Source organism: Sinorhizobium terangae (assembly GCF_009601505.1).
Lineage (GTDB): Bacteria > Pseudomonadota > Alphaproteobacteria > Rhizobiales > Rhizobiaceae > Sinorhizobium > Sinorhizobium terangae.
This window is the reverse complement of sequence record NZ_WITC01000061.1, coordinates 92,565-112,305: the sequence shown is the minus strand read 5'-3', so window position 1 is coordinate 112,305 and position 19,741 is coordinate 92,565. Positions and strand designations below refer to the sequence as shown.

22 protein-coding genes are annotated in these 19,741 nt (G+C 62.2%); 12 read left to right on the top strand and 10 right to left on the bottom strand.

The features are described from left to right. Positions 1-16: 16 nt before the first annotated feature. Both GHK62_RS16965 and GHK62_RS16960 read right to left on the bottom strand, forming a co-directional pair. Positions 17-283 carry a hypothetical protein gene (locus GHK62_RS16965; protein ID WP_153440323.1) on the bottom strand — a complete coding sequence of 89 codons (267 nt, stop codon included), beginning with the start codon at positions 281-283 and terminating at the stop codon, positions 17-19. A gap of 36 nt (positions 284-319) precedes the next feature. After that, the gene (locus tag GHK62_RS16960) at positions 320-1,852 is read right to left on the bottom strand and encodes an acyl-CoA carboxylase subunit beta (protein WP_153440322.1); all 1,533 of its coding nucleotides are present in this window, start codon (positions 1,850-1,852) and stop codon (positions 320-322) included. Between the two features lie 161 nt (positions 1,853-2,013). On the opposite strand from GHK62_RS16960, the gene GHK62_RS16955 reads away from it, so the two are divergent. The 4 genes from GHK62_RS16955 (at position 2,014) to mmsB (ending at position 6,808) form a co-directional block, all read left to right on the top strand. Then, positions 2,014-3,432: a helix-turn-helix domain-containing protein gene (locus tag GHK62_RS16955; RefSeq protein WP_153440321.1), complete on the top strand. Its 1,419-nt coding sequence runs from the start codon at positions 2,014-2,016 to the stop codon at positions 3,430-3,432. A gap of 217 nt (positions 3,433-3,649) precedes the next feature. Further along, positions 3,650-4,792 (top strand): isobutyryl-CoA dehydrogenase, encoded by a 1,143-nt coding sequence (locus GHK62_RS16950; protein WP_167528275.1) that lies wholly within the window; start codon positions 3,650-3,652, stop codon positions 4,790-4,792. Positions 4,793-4,804: 12 nt separating this feature from the next. Beyond that, the gene (locus tag GHK62_RS16945) at positions 4,805-5,866 is read left to right on the top strand and encodes an enoyl-CoA hydratase/isomerase family protein (protein ID WP_153440320.1); all 1,062 of its coding nucleotides are present in this window, start codon (positions 4,805-4,807) and stop codon (positions 5,864-5,866) included. 45 nt (positions 5,867-5,911) lie between these two features. Beyond that, complete coding sequence (gene mmsB / locus GHK62_RS16940) at positions 5,912-6,808, top strand: 3-hydroxyisobutyrate dehydrogenase (protein ID WP_153440319.1); 897 nt, start codon at positions 5,912-5,914, stop codon at positions 6,806-6,808. A gap of 258 nt (positions 6,809-7,066) precedes the next feature. On the opposite strand, the gene GHK62_RS16935 is transcribed toward mmsB, so the two are convergent. Continuing rightward, positions 7,067-7,816 carry an SDR family oxidoreductase gene (locus GHK62_RS16935; RefSeq protein ID WP_153440318.1) on the bottom strand — a complete coding sequence of 250 codons (750 nt, stop codon included), beginning with the start codon at positions 7,814-7,816 and terminating at the stop codon, positions 7,067-7,069. 356 nt (positions 7,817-8,172) lie between these two features. Beyond that, positions 8,173-8,952: an ABC transporter substrate-binding protein gene (locus GHK62_RS16925; protein ID WP_153440316.1), complete on the bottom strand. Its 780-nt coding sequence runs from the start codon at positions 8,950-8,952 to the stop codon at positions 8,173-8,175. A 266-nt stretch (positions 8,953-9,218) separates the two neighbouring features. Here GHK62_RS16925 and GHK62_RS16920 point away from each other — a divergent pair, with 266 nt between their 5' ends. Continuing rightward, positions 9,219-10,058 (top strand): fumarylacetoacetate hydrolase family protein, encoded by an 840-nt coding sequence (locus GHK62_RS16920; protein WP_153440315.1) that lies wholly within the window; start codon positions 9,219-9,221, stop codon positions 10,056-10,058. Positions 10,059-10,105: 47 nt separating this feature from the next. Here the strand turns inward: GHK62_RS16920 and GHK62_RS16915 are convergent, their stop codons facing one another. Together GHK62_RS16915 and glgA are read right to left on the bottom strand one after the other, a co-directional pair. After that, positions 10,106-11,020, bottom strand: a complete 915-nt coding sequence (locus tag GHK62_RS16915; RefSeq protein WP_153440314.1) for a DMT family transporter — start codon at positions 11,018-11,020, stop codon at positions 10,106-10,108. 139 nt (positions 11,021-11,159) lie between these two features. Then, entirely contained in the window at positions 11,160-12,614 is a 1,455-nt protein-coding gene (gene glgA / locus GHK62_RS16910) for a glycogen synthase GlgA (RefSeq protein WP_153440313.1), read from the bottom strand. Positions 12,615-13,041: 427 nt separating this feature from the next. On the opposite strand from glgA, the gene GHK62_RS16905 reads away from it, so the two are divergent. The 3 genes from GHK62_RS16905 to GHK62_RS16895 all read left to right on the top strand — a co-directional run bounded on the left by GHK62_RS16905 (position 13,042) and on the right by GHK62_RS16895 (position 14,150). Further along, the gene (locus GHK62_RS16905) at positions 13,042-13,503 is read left to right on the top strand and encodes a YbhB/YbcL family Raf kinase inhibitor-like protein (RefSeq protein WP_153440312.1); all 462 of its coding nucleotides are present in this window, start codon (positions 13,042-13,044) and stop codon (positions 13,501-13,503) included. A 112-nt stretch (positions 13,504-13,615) separates the two neighbouring features. Then, entirely contained in the window at positions 13,616-13,879 is a 264-nt protein-coding gene (locus GHK62_RS16900) for a hypothetical protein (RefSeq protein ID WP_153440311.1), read from the top strand. An 88-nt stretch (positions 13,880-13,967) separates the two neighbouring features. Next, positions 13,968-14,150, top strand: coding sequence for a hypothetical protein (locus tag GHK62_RS16895; RefSeq protein ID WP_153440310.1), 183 nt, complete (start codon positions 13,968-13,970; stop codon positions 14,148-14,150). Positions 14,151-14,271: 121 nt separating this feature from the next. Here GHK62_RS16895 and GHK62_RS16890 read toward each other — a convergent pair whose 3' ends face one another. Further along, complete coding sequence (locus GHK62_RS16890) at positions 14,272-14,604, bottom strand: hypothetical protein (protein ID WP_153440309.1); 333 nt, start codon at positions 14,602-14,604, stop codon at positions 14,272-14,274. 144 nt (positions 14,605-14,748) lie between these two features. On the opposite strand from GHK62_RS16890, the gene GHK62_RS16885 reads away from it, so the two are divergent. Next, a complete protein-coding gene (locus GHK62_RS16885; protein WP_153440308.1) occupies positions 14,749-14,964 on the top strand; it encodes a hypothetical protein in 216 nt (71 codons plus the stop codon). A gap of 123 nt (positions 14,965-15,087) precedes the next feature. Then, on the top strand, positions 15,088-15,525 hold the full coding sequence (locus GHK62_RS16880; protein WP_153440307.1) for a PPC domain-containing DNA-binding protein: 438 nt from the start codon (positions 15,088-15,090) through the stop codon (positions 15,523-15,525). Positions 15,526-15,531: 6 nt separating this feature from the next. On the opposite strand, the gene GHK62_RS16875 is transcribed toward GHK62_RS16880, so the two are convergent. Next, positions 15,532-16,038: a cupin domain-containing protein gene (locus GHK62_RS16875; RefSeq protein ID WP_153440306.1), complete on the bottom strand. Its 507-nt coding sequence runs from the start codon at positions 16,036-16,038 to the stop codon at positions 15,532-15,534. A 65-nt stretch (positions 16,039-16,103) separates the two neighbouring features. Here GHK62_RS16875 and GHK62_RS16870 point away from each other — a divergent pair, with 65 nt between their 5' ends. Both GHK62_RS16870 and GHK62_RS16865 read left to right on the top strand, forming a co-directional pair. Continuing rightward, positions 16,104-16,397, top strand: a complete 294-nt coding sequence (locus tag GHK62_RS16870) for a DUF3175 domain-containing protein (RefSeq protein ID WP_153440305.1) — start codon at positions 16,104-16,106, stop codon at positions 16,395-16,397. 11 nt (positions 16,398-16,408) lie between these two features. Beyond that, positions 16,409-17,143 (top strand): glutathione S-transferase, encoded by a 735-nt coding sequence (locus GHK62_RS16865; RefSeq protein WP_153440304.1) that lies wholly within the window; start codon positions 16,409-16,411, stop codon positions 17,141-17,143. Here GHK62_RS16865 and GHK62_RS16860 read toward each other — a convergent pair. Further along, positions 17,138-17,839, bottom strand: a complete 702-nt coding sequence (locus tag GHK62_RS16860) for a UdgX family uracil-DNA binding protein (RefSeq protein WP_153440303.1) — start codon at positions 17,837-17,839, stop codon at positions 17,138-17,140. The two genes, GHK62_RS16865 and GHK62_RS16860, sit on opposite strands and share 6 nt — an antisense overlap. A gap of 59 nt (positions 17,840-17,898) precedes the next feature. Then, on the bottom strand, positions 17,899-19,707 hold the full coding sequence (treZ, locus tag GHK62_RS16855; RefSeq protein WP_153440302.1) for a malto-oligosyltrehalose trehalohydrolase: 1,809 nt from the start codon (positions 19,705-19,707) through the stop codon (positions 17,899-17,901). Positions 19,708-19,741 lie beyond the last annotated feature (34 nt).

The window sequence follows — 19,741 nt, the reverse complement described above, 5'->3', positions numbered from 1 at the left end:
AATCCTTTCTGTCGCGTCAGCGCCTGAACTTTCGCCGGTAGGGTAGAAGCGCGATGGAGGAGGCCGCAACCGCGCCGCCGAAGAGGAAGGCGAAGGGGGCAACCACCATGGCCGCCGCAAGCAGCGGGTTTGCCGAGCGCGCGATATGGGTGCCGATCGCGCCGATGTTCAGCCAGATCAGCGCGCCCGCGCTCGCGGCACCAACGAGCACGCCGTAAAGGGCGTTCGTCGCCAGATAGCGCAGCATCTGCGAGTGATCGCTGCGCGCTGCTTCAGGCGTCATAACGGGGTCCGGCTCCGATTTCATGGCGCGCCTCGCTTAGAGCGGAATCGTGTCGTGCTTGCGCCAGCGTGTCTCCACCTGCTTGTTGCGGAGCGACGCGAAAGCGCGAGCGATGCGGCGACGCGACGAGTGCGGCATGATCACCTCGTCGATGAAGCCGCGTTCGGCGGCGACGAAGGGATTGGCGAAGCGCTCCTCGTATTCCTTCGTGCGGGCGGCGATCTTTTCCGGATCGCCGAGCTCGGAGCGGTAGAGGATTTCGGTCGCACCCTTGGCGCCCATGACGGCGATTTCCGCCGTCGGCCAGGCGTAGTTGACGTCGGCGCCGATGTGCTTGGAGGCCATGACGTCATAGGCACCGCCATAGGCCTTGCGAGTGATAAGGGTCACCATCGGTACGGTCGCCTGGCTATAGGCAAAGAGCAGCTTGGCGCCGTGCTTGATGACGCCGCCATATTCCTGGCTCGTGCCCGGCAGGAAGCCCGGGACGTCGACGAGCGTCAGGATCGGGATCGAGAAGGCGTCGCAGAAGCGGACGAAGCGGGCGGCCTTGCGGGAGGAATCGATGTCGAGGCAGCCGGCGAGCACCATCGGCTGGTTGGCGACGACGCCGACAGTCTGACCCTCGAGGCGTATGAAGCCTGTGACAATATTGCGGGCAAAGCTCGCCTGAAGCTCGAAGAAGTCGCCTTCGTCGGCAAGCGCCAATATCAATTCCTTCATGTCGTAGGGCTTGGCAGCACTATCGGGAATCAGGCTGTCGAGACGCATCTCGACGCGCGCCGGATCGTCGTGGAAGGGCCGGACCGGCGGCTTTTCGCGGTTGTTGAGCGGCAGGAAGTCGAAGAGCAGGCGTACATGTTCCAGCGCCTCGACGTCGTTCTCATAGGCGCCGTCGGCGACAGAGGATTTCGTCGTATGGGTGCGGGCGCCACCCAGCTCTTCTGCGGTGACGATCTCGTTCGTCACCGTTTTCACCACATCCGGTCCGGTCACGAACATGTAGGAACTGTCGCGCACCATGAAGATGAAGTCGGTCATCGCCGGCGAATAGACCGCGCCACCGGCACACGGCCCCATGATCACCGAGATCTGCGGAATGACGCCCGAAACTTCCGCATTGCGGCGGAAGACTTCCGCATAGCCGGCGAGCGAGGCCACGCCCTCCTGGATGCGGGCACCGCCGGAATCGTTGAGGCCGATCACGGGCGCGCCGTTCTTCGCTGCCATGTCCATGATCTTGCAGATCTTCTCCGCATGGGTCTCGGAGAGCGAGCCGCCGAGCACGGTGAAATCCTGGGAAAAGACATAGACCTGCCGGCCGTTGATCGTGCCCCAGCCGGTGACGACGCCGTCGCCGGCAATCTTCTGCTCGGCCATGCCGAAATCGACGCAGCGATGCGTCACATACATGTCGTATTCTTCGAAGGAGTCTTCGTCGAGCAGCACATCGATGCGCTCGCGCGCAGTCAGCTTGCCCTTGCCGTGCTGCGCGTCGACGCGGCGCTCGCCGCCGCCGGCGCGTGCCTGTGCGCGGCGGGCCTCCACCTGTTCCAGTATGGCGCGCATGTGTCTCCTCCCGAAATTCTTCTCTCGCCGAGATTTTTGTTCGATTGTGCAGAGGCGCTTGAGGCTTCGCAATAGCGTCGAAGGTCGGATGGTAAAACGCCCGATCATGTGCGAATGTGGAATATAGAAAAACGTGAAATGCAAATTGCAAAGTTGCGAACATGGCGATCGGCAAACTCTATATCGGCCGCAAGGTCCGCGACCTCAGGGAAGCAAACCGGGCGACGCAAGGGCAGTTCGCCGAGCGGATCGGCATCTCGACGAGCTACCTCAACCAGATCGAAAACAACCAGCGGCCGGTCTCGGCGGCGGTGCTGCTGGCACTTGCAGAGAAGTTCCAGATCGACATCGCGGAACTCTCGACAGGGGAGGGCGACCGGCTCCTGTCGGCCCTGTCGGAGGCGCTGAACGATCCGCTGTTTGAGACCTATTCGCCGAGCTTGCAGGAGTTGAAGCTCGTCGCCCAGAACGCCCCTGGCCTCGCGCATGCGCTGATCACCTGCCATCAGGCCTATCGCCGCAACAGCGAACAGCTTGCCAGCATCGACGACACGATCGGCCGCGGCGCCTCCTTCGTCGAGACGACGCCTTACGAGGAGGTACGCGACTTCTTCCACTTCGTCGACAACTACATCCACGAGATCGACACGCTCGCCGAAACGCTCGCCGCCGAACTCGGTCTCGGGGAGGGGGACAATCACACGGCGCTCGCGGCGCACCTCGAGCAGCGCCATGGCGTGCGCGTCGTGCGCGGCGTCGCGGGCGACGAGGCGATCCGCCGCTTCGATCCGCGTGCCCGCATCCTGACGCTGAACCCATACGCGCCGGCGCCCACGCGTGATTTTCAACTGGCGCTGCAGATCGCCCAGTTCCATGCCCGCGAGGAGATCGACCGGATCGTCGGCAGTGCGGGCTTCCGCACCGAGGAGGCCTACGAAATCTGCCGGCTCGGCCTGCAGAACTATTTCGCCGGGGCCCTGATCCTGCCGTACCAGCATTTCCTCAAGGCGGCGCGCGAATTGCGGCATGACATCGAGTTGCTTGCTGCCCGTTTCGGAGCTTCGCTGGAGCAGGTCTGCCATCGGCTCTCGACCCTGCAGCGCCCTGGGCAGAAGGGGATTCCGATCTTCTTTGCGCGCATTGACCGGGCCGGAAACATCACCAAGCGCCACAGCGCGGCCAAGCTGCAATTCGCCCGCTTCGGGGCGGCCTGTCCGCTCTGGAACGTACATCAGGCTTTCGAGACGCCGGGGCGGATCATTCGCCAGCTCGCCGAAACGCCGGATGGCGTGCGCTATCTCTGCCTCGCCACCCAGATCACCAAGGGCGGCGGCGGTTACCGTGCCAACCATCCGCGCTACGCGCTCGCGCTCGGCTGCGAGATCTCCTATGCCGACGCCTTCGTTTATGCCGACGACATGGACCTCGGCAACCGCACTGCCTTCGATCCGATCGGCATCTCCTGCCGCATCTGCGAGCGCACCAAATGCGCCAGCCGCGCCGTGCCGCCGCTGAAACGCAAGCTGATCGTCGACCATGACATGCGCGGCTCTCTGCCGTATCGTCTAAGCGAGAGTTGAATCCTTCCCTCTGTTCGTTTTTGAACAGAGTCTGTGAGAAGTTGCGTCTGTGCCTGTGCGAAATTTGGTGTAACTACAGCGCCGCGCGTCTTCTCAGACGCGCAAAGGTCGCTGTAGCACTTTGAGTGCTGCATGTTTTTATCGATAAATCGCCTTCGATTTATGGAAACATGCAGTGCGCCACATCGTCAGTATGCGGGTCAGGGAGGGCATGCATATGGATTTTCGCCTGTCGGAGGAACAGGAGGCCATCCGCGCGATGGCGCTCGATTTTGCCCGGGACGAACTCTCGCCCAATGCCATCGACTGGGACCAGCAGAAGCACTTTCCGATCGACAAGCTTCGCGCTGCGGCGGCCCTCGGGATGGCCGGCATCTATGTCCGTGATGACGTCGGCGGCACGGGGCTCACGCGTCTCGACGCGGCGATGATCATCGAGGCGCTGGCGACGGGCTGCCCGGCAGTCGCGTCCTTCGTCTCGATCCACAACATGTGCGCCGGCATGATCGACCGCTATGGCACCGACGAACAGCGGCAGCGGCTGTTGCCACAGCTCCTCACCATGGAGACGCTGGCGAGCTATTGCCTGACCGAACCCGGCTCCGGCTCGGACGCGGCGGCGCTAAAGACCAAGGCGGTGCGCGAGGGTGATAGCTATGTGCTGACCGGCCAGAAGCAGTTCATCTCCGGTGCCGGCGAGTCCGGCCTTTATATCGTCATGGCGCGTACCGGCGACGAGGGCCCGAAGGGCATTTCGGCGTTTGTCGTCGACAAGGAAGCGCCCGGTCTGAGCTTCGGCGTCAACGAGAAGAAGATGGGCTGGCATGCCCAGCCGACCCGCGCCGTGATGCTTGACAATGTCCGCGCTCCGGCTGCTAACCGGCTGGGAGCGGAGGGCGAGGGTTTCCGGATCGCCATGGCCGGGCTCGACGGCGGCCGGCTGAACATCGCCGCCGCCTCCCTCGGTGGCGCGCAGGCTGCTTTCGACAAGGCGCTTGCCTATGTCCAGGAGCGGCGCGCCTTTGGAAAGGCGATCGGCGAATTCCAGGCGCTGCAGTTCCGCTTGGCCGACATGGCGACCGATCTCGAGATTGCCCGCACCTTCCTCTGGCGGGCGGCTGCCGCGCTCGACGCCGGAGATCCGGAAGCGACCAAGCTCTGCGCCATGGCCAAGCGCTTCGTCACCGATCGCTGCTTTGCGGTCGCCAATGACGCGCTGCAGCTCCACGGCGGCTACGGCTATCTCGCCGATTACGGCGTCGAGAAGATTGTCCGCGACCTGCGCGTGCACCAGATACTCGAAGGCACCAACGAGATTATGCGGCTGATCGTCGCCCGCGCGATCATGGGACGGAAGTAGGAAGGATATTTCATGGAGATGCAGACCGCTCAACCGGAAGTCATCGTCGAGCGCCACGGCGCGATCGGCAGGCTCCGGCTCAACCGGCCGCGTGCGCTGAACAGCCTCAACCTGCCGATGATCCGCATGATCGACGCGGCGCTGACCGATTTCGAGGGCGACCCGGCGGTCGCCGCGGTGCTTGTCAGCGGCGAAGGCGAGCGTGGGCTTTGCGCCGGCGGCGACATCCGCATGATCTACGAGAGCGGTCGCGAGCGGCCGGAGGAAGGCGCGCAATTCTGGCGCGAGGAATTCGTGGTCAACAGCCGAATTTCGGCCTATTCCAAGCCCTATATTGCTATCATGGATGGCATCGTCATGGGCGGCGGTGTCGGTGTTTCCGCCCACGGCAGCCATCGTATCGTCACGGAGAGGACGCGGCTTGCCATGCCGGAGACGGGAATCGGCTATTTCACCGATGTCGGCGCGACCTGGCTCCTGCCGCACGCGCCCGGCGAATTCGGCACCTATATCGGGCTCACCGGACGCGACATCGGCGCGGCGAACGCGATCCACGCGCGCCTTGCCGACAGTTTTGTTCCGACGGACAGGCTCGGCGACCTGATCACCGCGCTCGCAACGCTTCCTGCTTCGGCGAAGGCGGATGATATTTCCGCCGCGATCCGCAGCGTTTCCGGCGAGCCGCCCGCGTCACCGTTGCACGACCATTTTGCGCTGATCGACCGCTGCTTTGCCTTCAACACCGTTGAAGAAATTCTGGACGCGCTCGGACGCGACGGCTCGGATTTTGCGCTCGAGACCTTGCAAATGCTGCGGACGCGCTCCGCGATCAGCCTGAAATTGACGCTCTCGCTGTTGCGGGCGGGGCGCGCGAGCGCCTCGCTCAACGAGTGCCTCGAGCGGGAATATGCCGCCACAATCGGCATGCTCTCCAATCCGGATTTCTACGAAGGTGTGCGGGCTGCGGTGATCGACAAGGATCGCAATCCGAAATGGTCGGTCGGGCTCTCGGAGGTGACGCCACAGGTGCTCGCGCGGTTCGAGACGCACGACGGTGCGCCGCTCTTCGGGTGAAGACAGCCATCAGACGAAAACACGCAGGTGCAGGAGGAGAGGCACATGACGAAGATCGCCTTTATCGGGCTTGGCAACATGGGCGGCCCGATGGCCGCCAATCTGGTGAAGGCGGGCCACGCCGTCACCGGCTTCGACCTGTCGGAAGCGTCTCGCAATGCCGCGGCGAAGACCGGCGTTTCCGTCGCTGGCTCGATCGCGCAAGCCGTGCGCGAGGCGCAATGTGTCATCACCATGCTGCCGGCAAGCACGCATGTCCTCTATGTCTGGGACGAACTGCTCGGTTTCGTCGATCCGGGCACGCTCATCATTGACAGCTCCACGATCGATGTCGAAAGCGCGCGAAAGGTGCATGACTTCGCCGACAAGGCCGGCTGCCCCTCGCTCGACGCGCCGGTTTCCGGCGGCACGGCGGGAGCCGCGGCGGGCACGCTGACCTTCATGGTCGGCGGCAGCGACGGCGCCTTTTCCCGCGGCAAGCACATCCTCGAGTCGATGGGCAAGAAGATCGTCCATTGCGGCGATGTCGGCGCCGGCCAGGCGGCAAAGATCTGCAACAACATGATTCTCGGCATCTCGATGGCGGGTGTTTGCGAGGCTTTCGTGCTTGCCGAGCGGCTGGGTCTGTCACACCAGGCGCTCTTCGACGTCGCCTCCACCTCGTCTGGCCAATGCTGGTCGCTGACGACCTATTGCCCAGTACCCGGCCCGGTTCCGACGTCGCCCGCGAACAACGACTACAAGCCCGGCTTCACCGCAAGCCTGATGCTGAAGGACCTGAAGTTGTCGCAGCAGGCCGCAAGCGCCAGCGGCGCTGCGACCCCGATGGGGGCACAAGCGGCGCAGCTCTACAGCCTGTTCGAAAAGCTCGGCCACGGCGGCGAGGATTTTTCCGCCCTGATCCGCATGCTGCGCGGCAACGAGGAGGCGACGGCGGGATAGGGGACGGGTTGATAACCCCCTCTGCCCTGCCGCGCATGGCCAGTAGCAAAGCCCTGCCCGACAGTGAACTCGAAAATGCCGTAGCCACAAAGTTTGGCAGTGGAGTAAAAGGCTTGCTTGAACGAGAGGTTGCCGCTTGCCGATCTCCGCCCTTGTGGGGGAGATGCCCGGCAGGGCAGAGGGGGTGTCTCCTTGCGCACTCAAAGATGCGCCGCCGCAACGTTCCAGCCGCTTCCGCCTCCCGCTTTGATCGGCCCATCACATCTGCACCGTCATGCCGCCATCGACGGTGAGCGTGATGCCGTTGACGAAGCTTGCGGCTGGCGAGGCGAGGAAGACGGCGGCCGGGGCGATTTCTTCCGGTCGTCCCCAGCGTTTCAGCGGGATGCGAATATCGACGAAAGCCTTGAGCGCTGGGTCGGCGGCGAGATGTGCGTTGGTCTCGGTCGCAAACCAGCCAGGCGCAATGGCGTTGACGGTCAGGTTGTCGGCGCCGAGTTCGACGGCGAGCGACCGCGTCAGCGCGGAAAGCCCGCCCTTGGCCGCCGTGTAGGCCGGATCTCCGGAGCGTGCGGCGAAGGCGGCGATCGAGGTGACGAAGATGAGCCGGCCGGCGGTGGACTGCGTAAGATAAGGCAATGCCGCCTTCGCCATGGCGTAAGCTGCCGTGAGATCGGTATTGAGGAGCGCTGCGAACTCGTACGGCTCCATCGCCTCCGTGCTGCGGCGATCCCGCTCGCCGACGGCATGGATCAGGATGTCGAGCGCCCCGGTCTTTGCGGTGGCATCGACGAGAATGGCGTCGACATCCCGCGTAATGTCGCCCGGCGCCACCGCGACGGTGATGCCGTCATCGGCAAGCCTGGTCCTCGTCTCCTCGAGGCGATCGAGATTGCGGCCGTTGATCACGGTCCAGGCGCCGGCCCGTGCAAGAGCCTTCGCCATTTCAAGGCCGAGCCCACGCCCGCCGCCAGTCACCAGTGCGGTCTTGCCGTTGAGATCAAACATGGCTTCCTCGTTCGTCGCTACTGCATGTTTCGTTAGATCGTCGCCGATGTAAGGATAAAAACATGCAGCAATTCAAAGTTCTACAGCGCCGCGCGTCTTTTAAGACGCGCGGCGCTGTAGGTCGTTCGCAGAGATTTACCGCAACGTCAGCCATGGGCAAGCGTCGGTGATGCCGCCGGAAATGAAAAAGCCGGCCACCGCGCAAGCGGCAACCGGCGTTTTAAATCACGATAACTTTAGGTCGAATCGACCTAGAGTCATAAACGTGATCGATTCTAATAAGTTAGAGCGGGATGCGGGCGGAAAACCGGTCACACTTTTCCTCAACCCGCTCTAAGTCGCAGCCTGCCGGCTGGTCACTTCATCGTATAGACGTCGATAGTGAAGTACTTGTCGTTGATTTTCTGATAAGTGCCGTCGGCGCGGATTTCTTCGAGCGCCTTGTTGAGCTTCTCGCGCAGGTCGTTGTCCTCCTGCCGCACCGCGATGCCGACGCCGTCGCCGACGAACTTCTTGTCGGTGATCGGCTCGCCGATGAGTTCGCAGCAGCCCTTGCCGTCTTCGTTCTTGGTGACCCAATCGAGCATCGGCAGCATGTCGCCGACCTGCAGGTCGAGACGGCCGTTGACCATGTCGAGATTTGCCTCGTCCTGGGTCGGATAGAGTTTGATCTCCGCGTCCGGATAGACTGCGGCAATATAGTCGGCCTGGGTCGTGCCGGACTGGGCGCCGATCACCTTGCCCTTGAACGCCTCATTGCTGAACTCGGTGAGTCCTGCGCCCTTCGGGGCCACATGGGTCATTGCAGCAAGATAATAGGGGTTGGTGAACGCCACCTGCTTCTTGCGTTCCTCGGTGATGAACATCGAGGCGATGATCATGTCGTATTTCTTGGCGAGCAAGCCCGGAATGATGCCGTCCCAATCCTGGGCGACGACCTCGCATTCGACCTTCATGCGCTCACAAAGCGCAAGGCCGATCTCGACGTCGAAGCCGCCGACCTTTCCGGTGGAATCGACGAAATTGAAGGGCGGATAAGCGCCCTCGGTGCCGATCTTCAGTTTCTCTGCTGCCTGCGCCGTCGAAGAGAGCAGTCCGGCGCAGACGAGCGCCAATGTCAGAATCCGGTTTCTCATTGTTGGTTCCCCTTGGAATTTGTCCCTTTGCCAGGGCTTCGGTCGAACTCTATGGGCATACGCTGCATAAGCGAAATAGATAGACGCGATAATCGATATTATTTCAATTTATCAGATATTCCGCGAAGCAAAGGAGCAGGCTGATCAGCGCCCACCGGCAGTTGCCTGCGGTTTTTTCGTGCCGGGGCGGCGGAAACGGCTTTACATCGGCGACGCTGTTTGATTTGTCAATCGCAGTGATTTTTCGATGGCTTGGGAGAAGCAGGATGAAGCTGTTGCGTTATGGACCCGAAGGGGCCGAGAAGCCGGGCGTGCTTGACGGTGCGGGCAGGATTCGCGATCTCTCCGGCGTCATCGCCGACGTCGGCGGCGCCGCGATCGTGGATTTTGGCTGGGCGAGCGGGCTCGACCTCGAAAGCCTGCCGGTGGTCGAGGGTACGCCACGGCTTGGCGCCTGCGTTGCCGGCACCGGCAAGTTCGTCTGTATCGGCCTCAACTATGCCGATCATGCCGCAGAATCCGGTCTGGAGGTTCCGCCCGAGCCGGTCATATTCATGAAGGCGACCTCGGCGATCGTCGGTCCGAACGACAATGTGATCATTCCGCGCGGCTCCGTTGCCACCGACTGGGAAGTCGAACTCGGCGTGGTTATCGGCAAGACCGCGAAGTACGTGTCCGAAGCCGAAGCGCTCGATCACGTCGCCGGCTATTGCGTTGTCAACGACGTCTCTGAGCGCGACTTCCAGGCGAGGCGCTCCGGCCAGTGGACCAAAGGCAAATCCTGCGATTCCTTCGGCCCCATCGGTCCATGGCTGGTAACCCGTGATGAGGTCGGCAATCCGCAAAACCTGAAGATGTGGCTGACCGTCAATGGCGAGACGAAGCAGAACGGCACGAGCGAAACCATGGTTTATGGCGTCGCCTATCTCGTGAGCTACCTCTCGCAGTTCATGACGCTGCATCCGGGCGACGTCATTTCGACCGGCACCCCTCCCGGCGTCGGCATGGGCTTCAAGCCGCCGCAGTATCTGAAGGCCGGCGACGTGATCGAACTTGGCATCGAAGGGCTCGGCACGCAGAAGCAGAAGGTTGTTGCGGACGACTGAACCAGATCGCGGAGCGCCTCCGAGACCGTAAGAGGCGCTCCGACGGCTTAGCCCTTCAGCCGCCCCTGCCGCTTGAGCTGCTGTTCGCGGAAGAAGATGAAGAGGCCGGAGGCGACGATGAGGCCGGCGCCGAGGACCATCGACAGGCGTGGCGCGTCGCCGAAGATCAGCCAGCCGAAGACGATCGCCCAGAAGAGCAGCGTGTATTGCAACGGTGCGACCGTCGCGGTTTCGGCGAGCTTCAACGCCCTGTTGACGAGCACGTGCGCGAGCATGGCGACGACTCCAAGCAGGCCCAGCAGCGCCGTGTCGAGCGAGTTCAACGGTGTCCAGTCCAGGGGCGCCCAGACGAGGCCTGCGACCGCCGCCCCGACGATCTGCCAAAAGGCCAGTATCGTATCCGGGGTACCGCGCAGCGAACGACCGGAAACCATCATGAAGGCGAAGAACATGCTGCCGAGGATGGAGATCAGCGCCGGCAGGGTGAAGGCCTCGGAGGAGGGCTCGAGCGCAATCACGACGCCGACGAAGCCGATGGCGATCGCGGTCCAGCGCCGCCAGCCCACGTGTTCCTTGAGGACTAGCGGCGAGACCGCCGCGACGTAGATCGGTGCCGCCAGCCAATAGGTCATGACGTCTGCAAGCGGCAGATAGACCACGGCGAAATAAAAGGCGATGACCTCCGCCGTCGAGGCGACGACGCGCGCAAGCTGAAGCCATGGCCGTTCGACTGCGACAAGCTTTCGCAATCCGCCGGCCCAGAGGAAGGGCGCAAGCAGGACGGCGGCGGCAAGACTGCGGATCAGCACCACCTGGCCGACCGAATAGGTCGCGACCAGCCATTTGCCCATGACGTCGTTCAGCGAGAACATCAGCATGCCGAGAAGCATGAACAGGACGCCGGTGCGGGCGGTGCCGGAGGCGTGGGAAAGGGAGGAGGGAGTAGCAGCGTCTGCAGTCATGACTCGGGCCTTCGTCTTGGGACCCTGCCATTGGCACATTCCCGCGGCGCAATCCATGCTCCCTTTCTGATCAATTCATCAGCAATGCGAATGGGAGCCGCAAACCACGGCGGCCGATAAGATTTTCCTTGGAATTGCCTTATCCCGCTAAGCGTATATCGGGGGTCAGCACTCTGCCGTAAAGCTCCGCATATTGGGCGGCGCTTCGGTGCCAGGAGCAATCCGTCCTCATCCCCTGTCTGCGCAGACGTTCCCACACGCGCCGGCGCTTGAAAAGCCTGAAGGCTCGGCGGAGAGCCAGCCTCAATTCGTTCGCGTCGACGGGCGAAAACTGTATGCCGGTTGCCACTTGCGCATGCAGCGCGGCTTCGTTGGCGTCGATGATCGTCTCCGACAATCCGCCTGTACGGGCGACGATGGGTACGCAGCCATAGCGCAAAGCGTAGAGCTGTGTCAGGCCGCAAGGCTCGAAGCGCGAGGGAACGAGCATCGCGTCCGCTCCGGCGTGAATCTGATGGGCGAGTGGCTCATCGTAGCCGATCTCGACGCTGACGCTGTGCGGGAAGCGCCGCGCGGCCTCCATGAATGCGTCCTCGATCGCGGCGTCGCCCTGTCCATGCACGATCAGCTTGCCACCGCCTTTGACGATCTCGTCGACCACGCCTGCCAGGAGGTCCATGCCTTTCTGCCAAGTCAGCCGGTTGACCGCCGCGAAAACTGGTCCGGCTGTGTCCGACAGGCCGAACCGATCGAGCAGCTTTTGCCTGTTCGCCAGTCGGCGCAACGGCGCGCGGGTCGAGAAGTGATTTTCGATGTACGGGTCCGAGCAGGGATTCCATACCTCCATGTCGATGCCGTTGACGATGCCGATAACGTCGTCGTGACGCGCATTCATCACCCCTTCGAGGCCCATTCCGAAGGTCGGCGACATGATCTCGCGCGCGTAGGTGGGACTGACCACGGTGATGGCGTCGGCCGCCTGCAACCCGCCCTTCAGATAGCCGAGGTCGCCATAATATTCGAGGCCTTCGACCGAATAGGCCTCGTCCGGCAGCCCCAATTCGGTGAAGCGATGGGCAGGAAATTGACCCTGGAAGGCGAGGTTGTGAACGGTCAAGACGCGCGGAATCTCGACGCGAGAGGAGAATTTGAGGTAGACCAGACTCAGCGCCGGATGCCAGTCGTGGACGTGGATGATGTCTGGCCGCCAGTCCGCCACGCCGTGCTCGGCGATTTGTGCGGCGACGAAAGAAAAGGCCGCGAAACGCTTCCAGTTATCCGGGTAGTCGTTGCCGTGATCGTCGGCGTAGGGGCCGCCCTGCCTGTCGAAGAAGCCGGGGGCGTCGAGCACCAGGAGATCCAGACCGCCGGTCTGTCCTGCGACAAGGGTGGCGCGTTCGCCGAACAGGCGATCATATTGTGCGACCGGTGACGCCCCCGTAAGTGCCCGCATGACGCTCGGGTATCCGGGAACCAGGGAGCGCGTATGGATGCCGTGCGCCATCAGCGCCTTTGGCAGCGAGCCGGCGACATCGGCGAGGCCGCCGGTCTTTACGAGCGGGAAAATCTCAGCCGTGACGGACAGAATGTTCATCGCGTCTTTTCCGGAGATCATGTCATTGCCGGGGGTGAAGCGCAGCCGCAGTCTGCTTCCCTTCAACACAATCAAGCTACCAAAGTTCCGCCACATGTCGAGAATTTCGATGCGTGGATGCGCGGATTTGAACGAGGCGCCGCGAAGCCAGCCCAGGGTGCGGAATTCGGCCCCCGCGGGGTCTGCGACACAGCCAGGGATGGCGCAAAATTTATCCGCGGTCGTGGAACATTCCTTCGGGAATAATGTTTGATGTGTGGATCGCACGGAGCGCGTTCTCCGACCCAAAATCTGGAGGCTCCTCGGCGGTCTCTCCTATGCTGGTTCGTCTTATGAGCCTCGTCTCGACGAGGCTCCTTTTTTCGACAGTGTCCGAGGTGGAGTGGCGCCATAGCCTTTCGGTGCGCAGCAAGAAAGGAGCACGTGGATGACCTTCAGCCTGATCAGCCCAGCATTCGTAGATGGGCAACTCATCCCGCAGAAATATACGCGACTGGGCGAAAACCTCTTCCCGCCGCTGAAGTGGACGGGCACGCCCGAGGGAACGCAGAGCTTCGCCCTCATCGTCGAGGATCCGGACGCGCCGCGAGGAATGTTTCGTCACTGCGCGATCATCAACATTCCCGGCAGCTGGACGGAACTGCCGCAAGCGGTCGATACCGGACCGGAGCACGGCATCAAGTTCATCAAGAACGACTTCGGCAATGCCCGCTACGACGGACCGCAGCCGCCGGCCGGCACCGGCGTCCACCACTACTGGTTCAGGCTTGCTGCACTTGACGCCCCCAATCTTTCGATTCCGGAAGACGTCGGGGCGGAGGAAGCCTGGAAGAGGGCGCGCAAGCACTTGATCGACGAAGCCGCAATCGTCGGAACGTTCGGCCAGTAGCGCATTTGCAGGAAGACGAGCCCCGCTGTCCGTAACCGTGCGGCCGCCGTTCGGAACAATCGCGGGCGCGATGGATTAGAGGTGCAAACAAGCCACAGCGGGAGAGCTTCCAATGAGCGCTTCAAACACCACGATCGACCACGACACCATCCGCAACTGGGCCGAGGCCCGCAGCGGCCACCCGGCACGCGTCAAAGGCGCAACCGACGGCGGGCTGCTGCGCATCGATTTCGGCACACCGGAAGACACGCTGGAGGAAATTTCCTGGGATGAGTTCTTCGAGATCTTCGAGAAGAACAACCTGGCCTTTCTGCATCAGGACCTGACCGAAGACGGCCAGACCAGTCGCTTCTGCAAATTCATCCATCGCCATTGAAGCCGCAGCGTCAGCCGGTCCGACCGATCACCACGGAACCGTCGCGCCGTCGGTCAGTTTCCTCTTGATCGCAAGGAAGGAGATGCCGATGCCTATCAGCAAGGCGACGGACGCTGACAAGTTCAGGACCGGGCGGCGTCAAAAGCCAGTTGCAGACCGAGAGGACAAGCGCAAAGAAACGCGCAATAAGCTATGGGTGCGCGCCGATGAGGAAAACCTGCGCGATCGGGAGTCACTCCTTTGGCGCGGAATCTGGATGACTGTATTCTAAGGCTATTTGCTTTTATGCATGTCGTTGCCGAAAACCGCTGCACCTCTTGGGCGACATGCATTAGGTAGCCTCTCCCCGGTCGCGTCGACCCACGGATCGGAGCTTTAAGTAACCGTTTGCCCTACTCGGCAGCGATCGATCGCTCGATTTCCTGCAGGCGCGATTTCAGACGCTGGATTTCGTCCCGCTTCTCCGCAACCACATCCTTCGCCGTCTCCAGCCTGTCGGCACCCGGAACTGTTCCAACTGCCGTGTGGGCCTCCGTGGCGATCGCATCGATCTCGGTTTCGAGCTCGGCAATGCGCCCGCGCATCTCCTCGAGCTGGCGGCGGACGCTTCGATCGGGATTGCTGCGCGAACCCGCACCCAAGGCATCGATCGGCTCATCAACGCCGGGATGGTCGAGCGGGCGAGCATGGATCGCACGCGATCCTTGATTTCCGCGTTTGGTCATTGGCGTGATCTCCCGTAGGGCACAAAACTCCTGATCGCGGCGTATGTTCCGCACAGATTTTCGAGACCGTGGACTTTTCGTCGGGCGGCTGGAACTTCTGCCCGCAACGCCCGTTCTTGCTGAAGCTGAACGAGGGAGGGCTTGATGCAATCGGAGGAAAACCTGCAGCTTCATTTCGATCTCCTGAGCCACCGGGCGTTGCTCTCATGCGGCGGCCACGACTACGTGCTGCCGGACTGCTATCCGACCAGGGAAATGGCCCAAATCGCCGCGCAGAAATTCGCATGGGAAACGCTCGGGCTGAAGGACCGTGCCCGTGAATGCGCCCAGGCCTCGGATCTGCCGGTCTGGCTGCGCTAGAGCAATTCCAGGAAAAGTGTGGAACGGTTCTCCGTCCGGAATTGCGTAGTTTCAATGAGTTAGATCATTTCACTGTTTCAATGAAACAATGAAATGATGCAAACGTCAGATGTGGACCAGCCGATGAGATGGAGACTTCTTTCAAGAGAGACATCAGAGGAGATATACCTCCTCGTTCTTGACCCTGGGGAGGAAGCCTTCACCGCCATTTCGGAGTTCGCTGCAGCGCAGAAGGTCACTGCAGCTTCGCTGATGGCGATCGGCGCATTCGAAAGAGCAGTCGTTGGGTGGTACGATCTCGAAAAGCGAGACTATCGCCGCATCCCGATCGACGAACAATGCGAAGTGTTGAGCCTCATCGGCGACATTGCGCTCGGCGAGGATGGCAAACGCAGTCTGCATGCCCACGCGGTGCTCGGCCTTAGCGACGGGACGACGCGCGGCGGGCATTTTCTTGAAGGAATCGTCAAGCCGACCCTCGAAGTGACCTTGTCCGAAACGCCCGCGCATCTCCGGCGGAAGCATCATTCCGATCTTGGAATTGCCTTGATTGATATCTGATCCCGCTCAATGCGCCGCGCGCTGCCAGAGCGTCACCACCGGACCATCCGTGCCGAAGACCGGATCGAACTGGGGCAGCGGCACCGAGGCGATCGCCTGGCGATCCGCATTGCTCACCGGTCCGCGCTGAATGTCGGCGTGTTGCCCGGGAGGATAGCCGCCGATGACCAGGAAGTCGGCGCTCGCGGCAATACGACAGTGACCCGTGCCGGCGGGCAGCACGAGGACATCTCCCGCCATGACTTCCAGCTCCTTGCCCGCCGGCCCGCCGATCAGGAGGCGCGCCTTGCCTCTCGCAACGGCCAGGACCTCGTGGGCGCGCGTATGATAGTGCTGGAAGTCGAAAACGCCGTCTCGCCACACGCCCCTCCAGCCATTGGCGTGGAACCTGTCTTCGATGCGTGTCGCACCGTCTCCGCTGACGTCGACAGCGGCGTGATAGACGAGAACAGGCAGGTGCGGGTTGTTCGGTATGCCCTCGCTTTCGGCAAACATCAGATCATCGACGTGCATTAGCTCTCTCCCGGAACGATTTCCGTCCGCTCCCGTTGGAGATAGGTCACCAAGGAGAAACGGCTATGAGCAACGAGAGCAAGAAGAAGAAATGGTCGCAGGACGTGACCGAGAACAGCGACGCGCTCGATCTCGAGCAGGGCATATTCAAGTCGAAGGACCCGGCGAAGATTGCCCATTCTCTGAAGCGGTCGGCCGAGACGAGCGATCGGCGCAAGTCGAGTCCGTTCCGCTCTGCCATGTCGATGCTGACGTTCTATATTAACAGGGCGGGCGCGGGCCTGAGTAAAAAGCAGAGGCACGTCCTCGAAGAGGCGAAGGTCGAGTTGCGGAAAGATTTCGGGCGCCAGCCCAAGTGAGGGATCGTTCAATGGCTTACAAGCTTTATTACTGGGACGGGATCCCCGGGCGCGGCGAATTCGTTCGCCTCGCGCTTGAGGAGGCCGGAGCGGACTATGTGGACGTCGCCCGCGAGCCGGACGGGCAGGAGGGGGGCACGACGGCGATGCTGAAGCTGTTGATGGACGGCGAGGGAGCGGCGATCCCCTTTGCGCCGCCGTTCCTGAAAGACGGCGACCTTCTCATTTCCCACGTCGCCAATATCCTGTTCTATCTCGGTCCCAAGCTCGGCCTGGCGCCTGAGGAAGAGGACCTCCGTTTCGTCGCCAACGGGTTGCAACTGACGATCACCGATTTCGTCACTGAGATCCACGACACGCACCACCCGATCGGCGTCTCCCTCTACCATGAGGACCAGAAGCCGGAAGCGTTGCGGCGATCGTCCGACTTCCTGTCGGAGCGCCTTCCGAAGTTCCTGGGCTATTTCGAACGGGTCCTGCGCCAGAATGCGAAGGGAGCAGGACATATCGTCGGCGACCGGTTGAGCTATGTCGATCTTTCGCTCTTCCAGCTCGTCGAAGGGCTTCGCTACGCCTTTCCGAAAGCGATGCGCAGCTATGAGGCGAACATCCCGCGCTTGATTGCCCTCCACGACGCGGTCGCCATGCGGCCGAATATCCGCAACTACCTCGCTTCGGAACGACGGCTTTCCTTCAATGAGGCGGGAATTTTCCGGCACTATCCGGAGCTTGACCAGCATTCATGAACGGCGTTGCCCGCGTGCACTGTGATCCGCTTCAAAGGCGGCGACCTTTGCCAGGTCCTTGACAAAACGCGCACGTTCGCTTGCCGCGTCGCCCCCGTCCCGGATCCTGAGAAGATAGGATGGATGGATTGTTACAAGGACCGGATAGCCGGCCGGCGTGTCGATCAGATCGCCACGATTCTTGGTAACGGCGACGCTCCGACCAAGAAGCGTCATTACCGCCGTAGCGCCGAGCGCAACGACGAGGTCGGGACGAAGCTGTTCCAGCTCGGCACCCAACCACCAGGAGCAACGCTGGATCTCGCCCGCATTCGGCCGTGAGTGCAGGCGCCGCTTGCCGCGCTGCTCGAACTTGAAGTGCTTGACCGCATTGGTCAGATAGCAGCTCGAGCGATCGACACCGGCTTCGTGCAGGCATTCGTCGAGAACCCGGCCGGCCGGCCCGACGAACGGATGTCCCGCCAAGTCCTCTCGATCACCGGGCTGTTCGCCGACCAGAACAATGCGGGCGTCGACCGGGCCCTCGCCGAAGACGAGCTGTGTCGCGTTCTTGTAGAGGTCGCACCGTTCGCAGCTTTCCGCTTGTCTTCGCAAGGCCGCGATGGAGCGCGCATTCGCATGCTCGCCGGAAAGGGCTGGACCCGTTTTTGCTGCCACTCGCGACATCTGTTGTCGAGCCTTGTTCCTCGCTTCCATGCACGCCTGCCGCCGCGGCTGCGTCGACGTTCTAACCGCAAGGTCGGAATCATGTTCCGTTAAGGCGGTGCAACGGCGGCAACGATGCCCGGTCCCGGCAGTTCACCCGCCGTGAGAGAGCAATCACCCGCTGCCATGGTCGTGAAGATCGGCGCTCCGCTGTATGCGGGAACGGGCCTTGCCTGGTCGGTGAGATTGATCCGCAGCGCGAGAACGGCGCTTCCGAACAGCCAGTCGACCGCGACGAGTCCGTCGCCGGTCGGAAGTATACGGTGGTCGGGTACGCCGGGCTGCTTGAGCAGCGGCGCGATGTGCCGCTGGCGGATGTCGGCAAGCTCGCGGATGAAGGCAAGGTGCCGTCTGCCCGCTGGACTTTCCGCGCGATCCCAACGCAATTTCGATGCGGCGAACGTCCGCGGATCGAGCGGATCAGGCAAATCCGCTATGGTCTTGCCGCGCGGCATGCCGCCGAAATTCTCGGCCTCCCCCTGACGTCCCGAGCGAACGGCCTCGGCGATCTCGCCCTCGTAGTCCGCGAAGAAGCAAAACGGCTGGGTCTCGCCATATTCCTCGCCCATGAAGAGCAGCGGAACCTGCGGAACGAGCATCAGCGTCGCGGTCAGGACCCGCATCAGATCCTCTCCGACGAGCGAGATGAGGCGTTCGCCGAAGGCACGGTTTCCGATCTGATCATGGTTCTGCAGGAAGTTGACACGGGCCTCAGGCGGCAGCCGGTCGCCCCTCCAGTGCGACGAAATCTCCGTTCCCTTGGCGGGTAGAGCGAAGCCTTCGGCCATGGCCTCGCGAATTTTCCGCCAAGTCTCCGCGGCAAAGGGCTTGTAGTGACCTTTCGTCTCTCCCGTGGCCACCACATGCAGCGCGTTATGCAGATCGTCGTTCCACGAGGCGGTGAAAAGTTCTGCAATCCCTTCCGGTCCTCGCCCCACAAGGCTCCTGCGGCGATGAGCGTCTTCGACGACGAGATGGACATGGCGTTCGGGAAATGTCTCGCGTATCTCGCGCGCCATCTCGACGAGGATGTGTGGCTTGCGGCTATCTCGGATCTGCTCGGTCGCGTCTATGCGCAGCCCGTCAAAGCGGAAATCGCCCAGCCAACAGAGCGCATTCTCGATGAAAAAGCGTCGGACGGGTTCCTGCTCGAAGGCAATCGAGGCTCCCCACGGAGTCGCGCTGTCTTTGTTGAAGAAGTCGGCCGCATAGCGCGGCAAGGCATTTTCTTCCGGGCCGAAGTGATTGTAGACGACGTCGAGCAGAACCATGAGACCCAGTGAATGGGCCCGATCGACGAGGGCCTTGAACTCATCCGGCGTCCCATAAGCATGGTGGGGCGCAAAGTGCAGCACGCCGTCGTAGCCCCACCCCCGCATGCCGGGCGCTTCCGCAACGGGCATGATCTCGATCGCGGTGATGCCGGCATCGGCAAGATGGGCAAGGCGTTCGCCCGCCGCGCGGAACGTACCCTCCGGTGTGAAGGTGCCGATGTGCAGTTCTGAGATGATTGCTTCTTCCCACGGCCGGCCGCGCCACGAGGTTTCCTTCCAATCATATGCCGCCTGATCGACGAGGATCGAGGGACCGGAAGGTCCATTCTGCTGGGCCGAGGATGCCGGATCGGCAACCAGCGATCCGTCCGACAGCTGAAAACAGTACAGGTCTCCCGCACGCGCTGTCAGCGAATGCTCGAACCATCCGTCGTCGAGCGCCTTCATCTCATGCGCGGTCCCGTTGAGGATGAGGCGGACGGCTCGTTCATCGGGCGCCCACAACCTGAAGTATCCGGCATCCGCCGAAATCAAACTGGCGCCCCAGGTTCTTCTGAAAAGTCCTGGCGATTGCTGTTGCTGCATCGGCATGATCCTTTGATGAATGAAAGGAAACTGG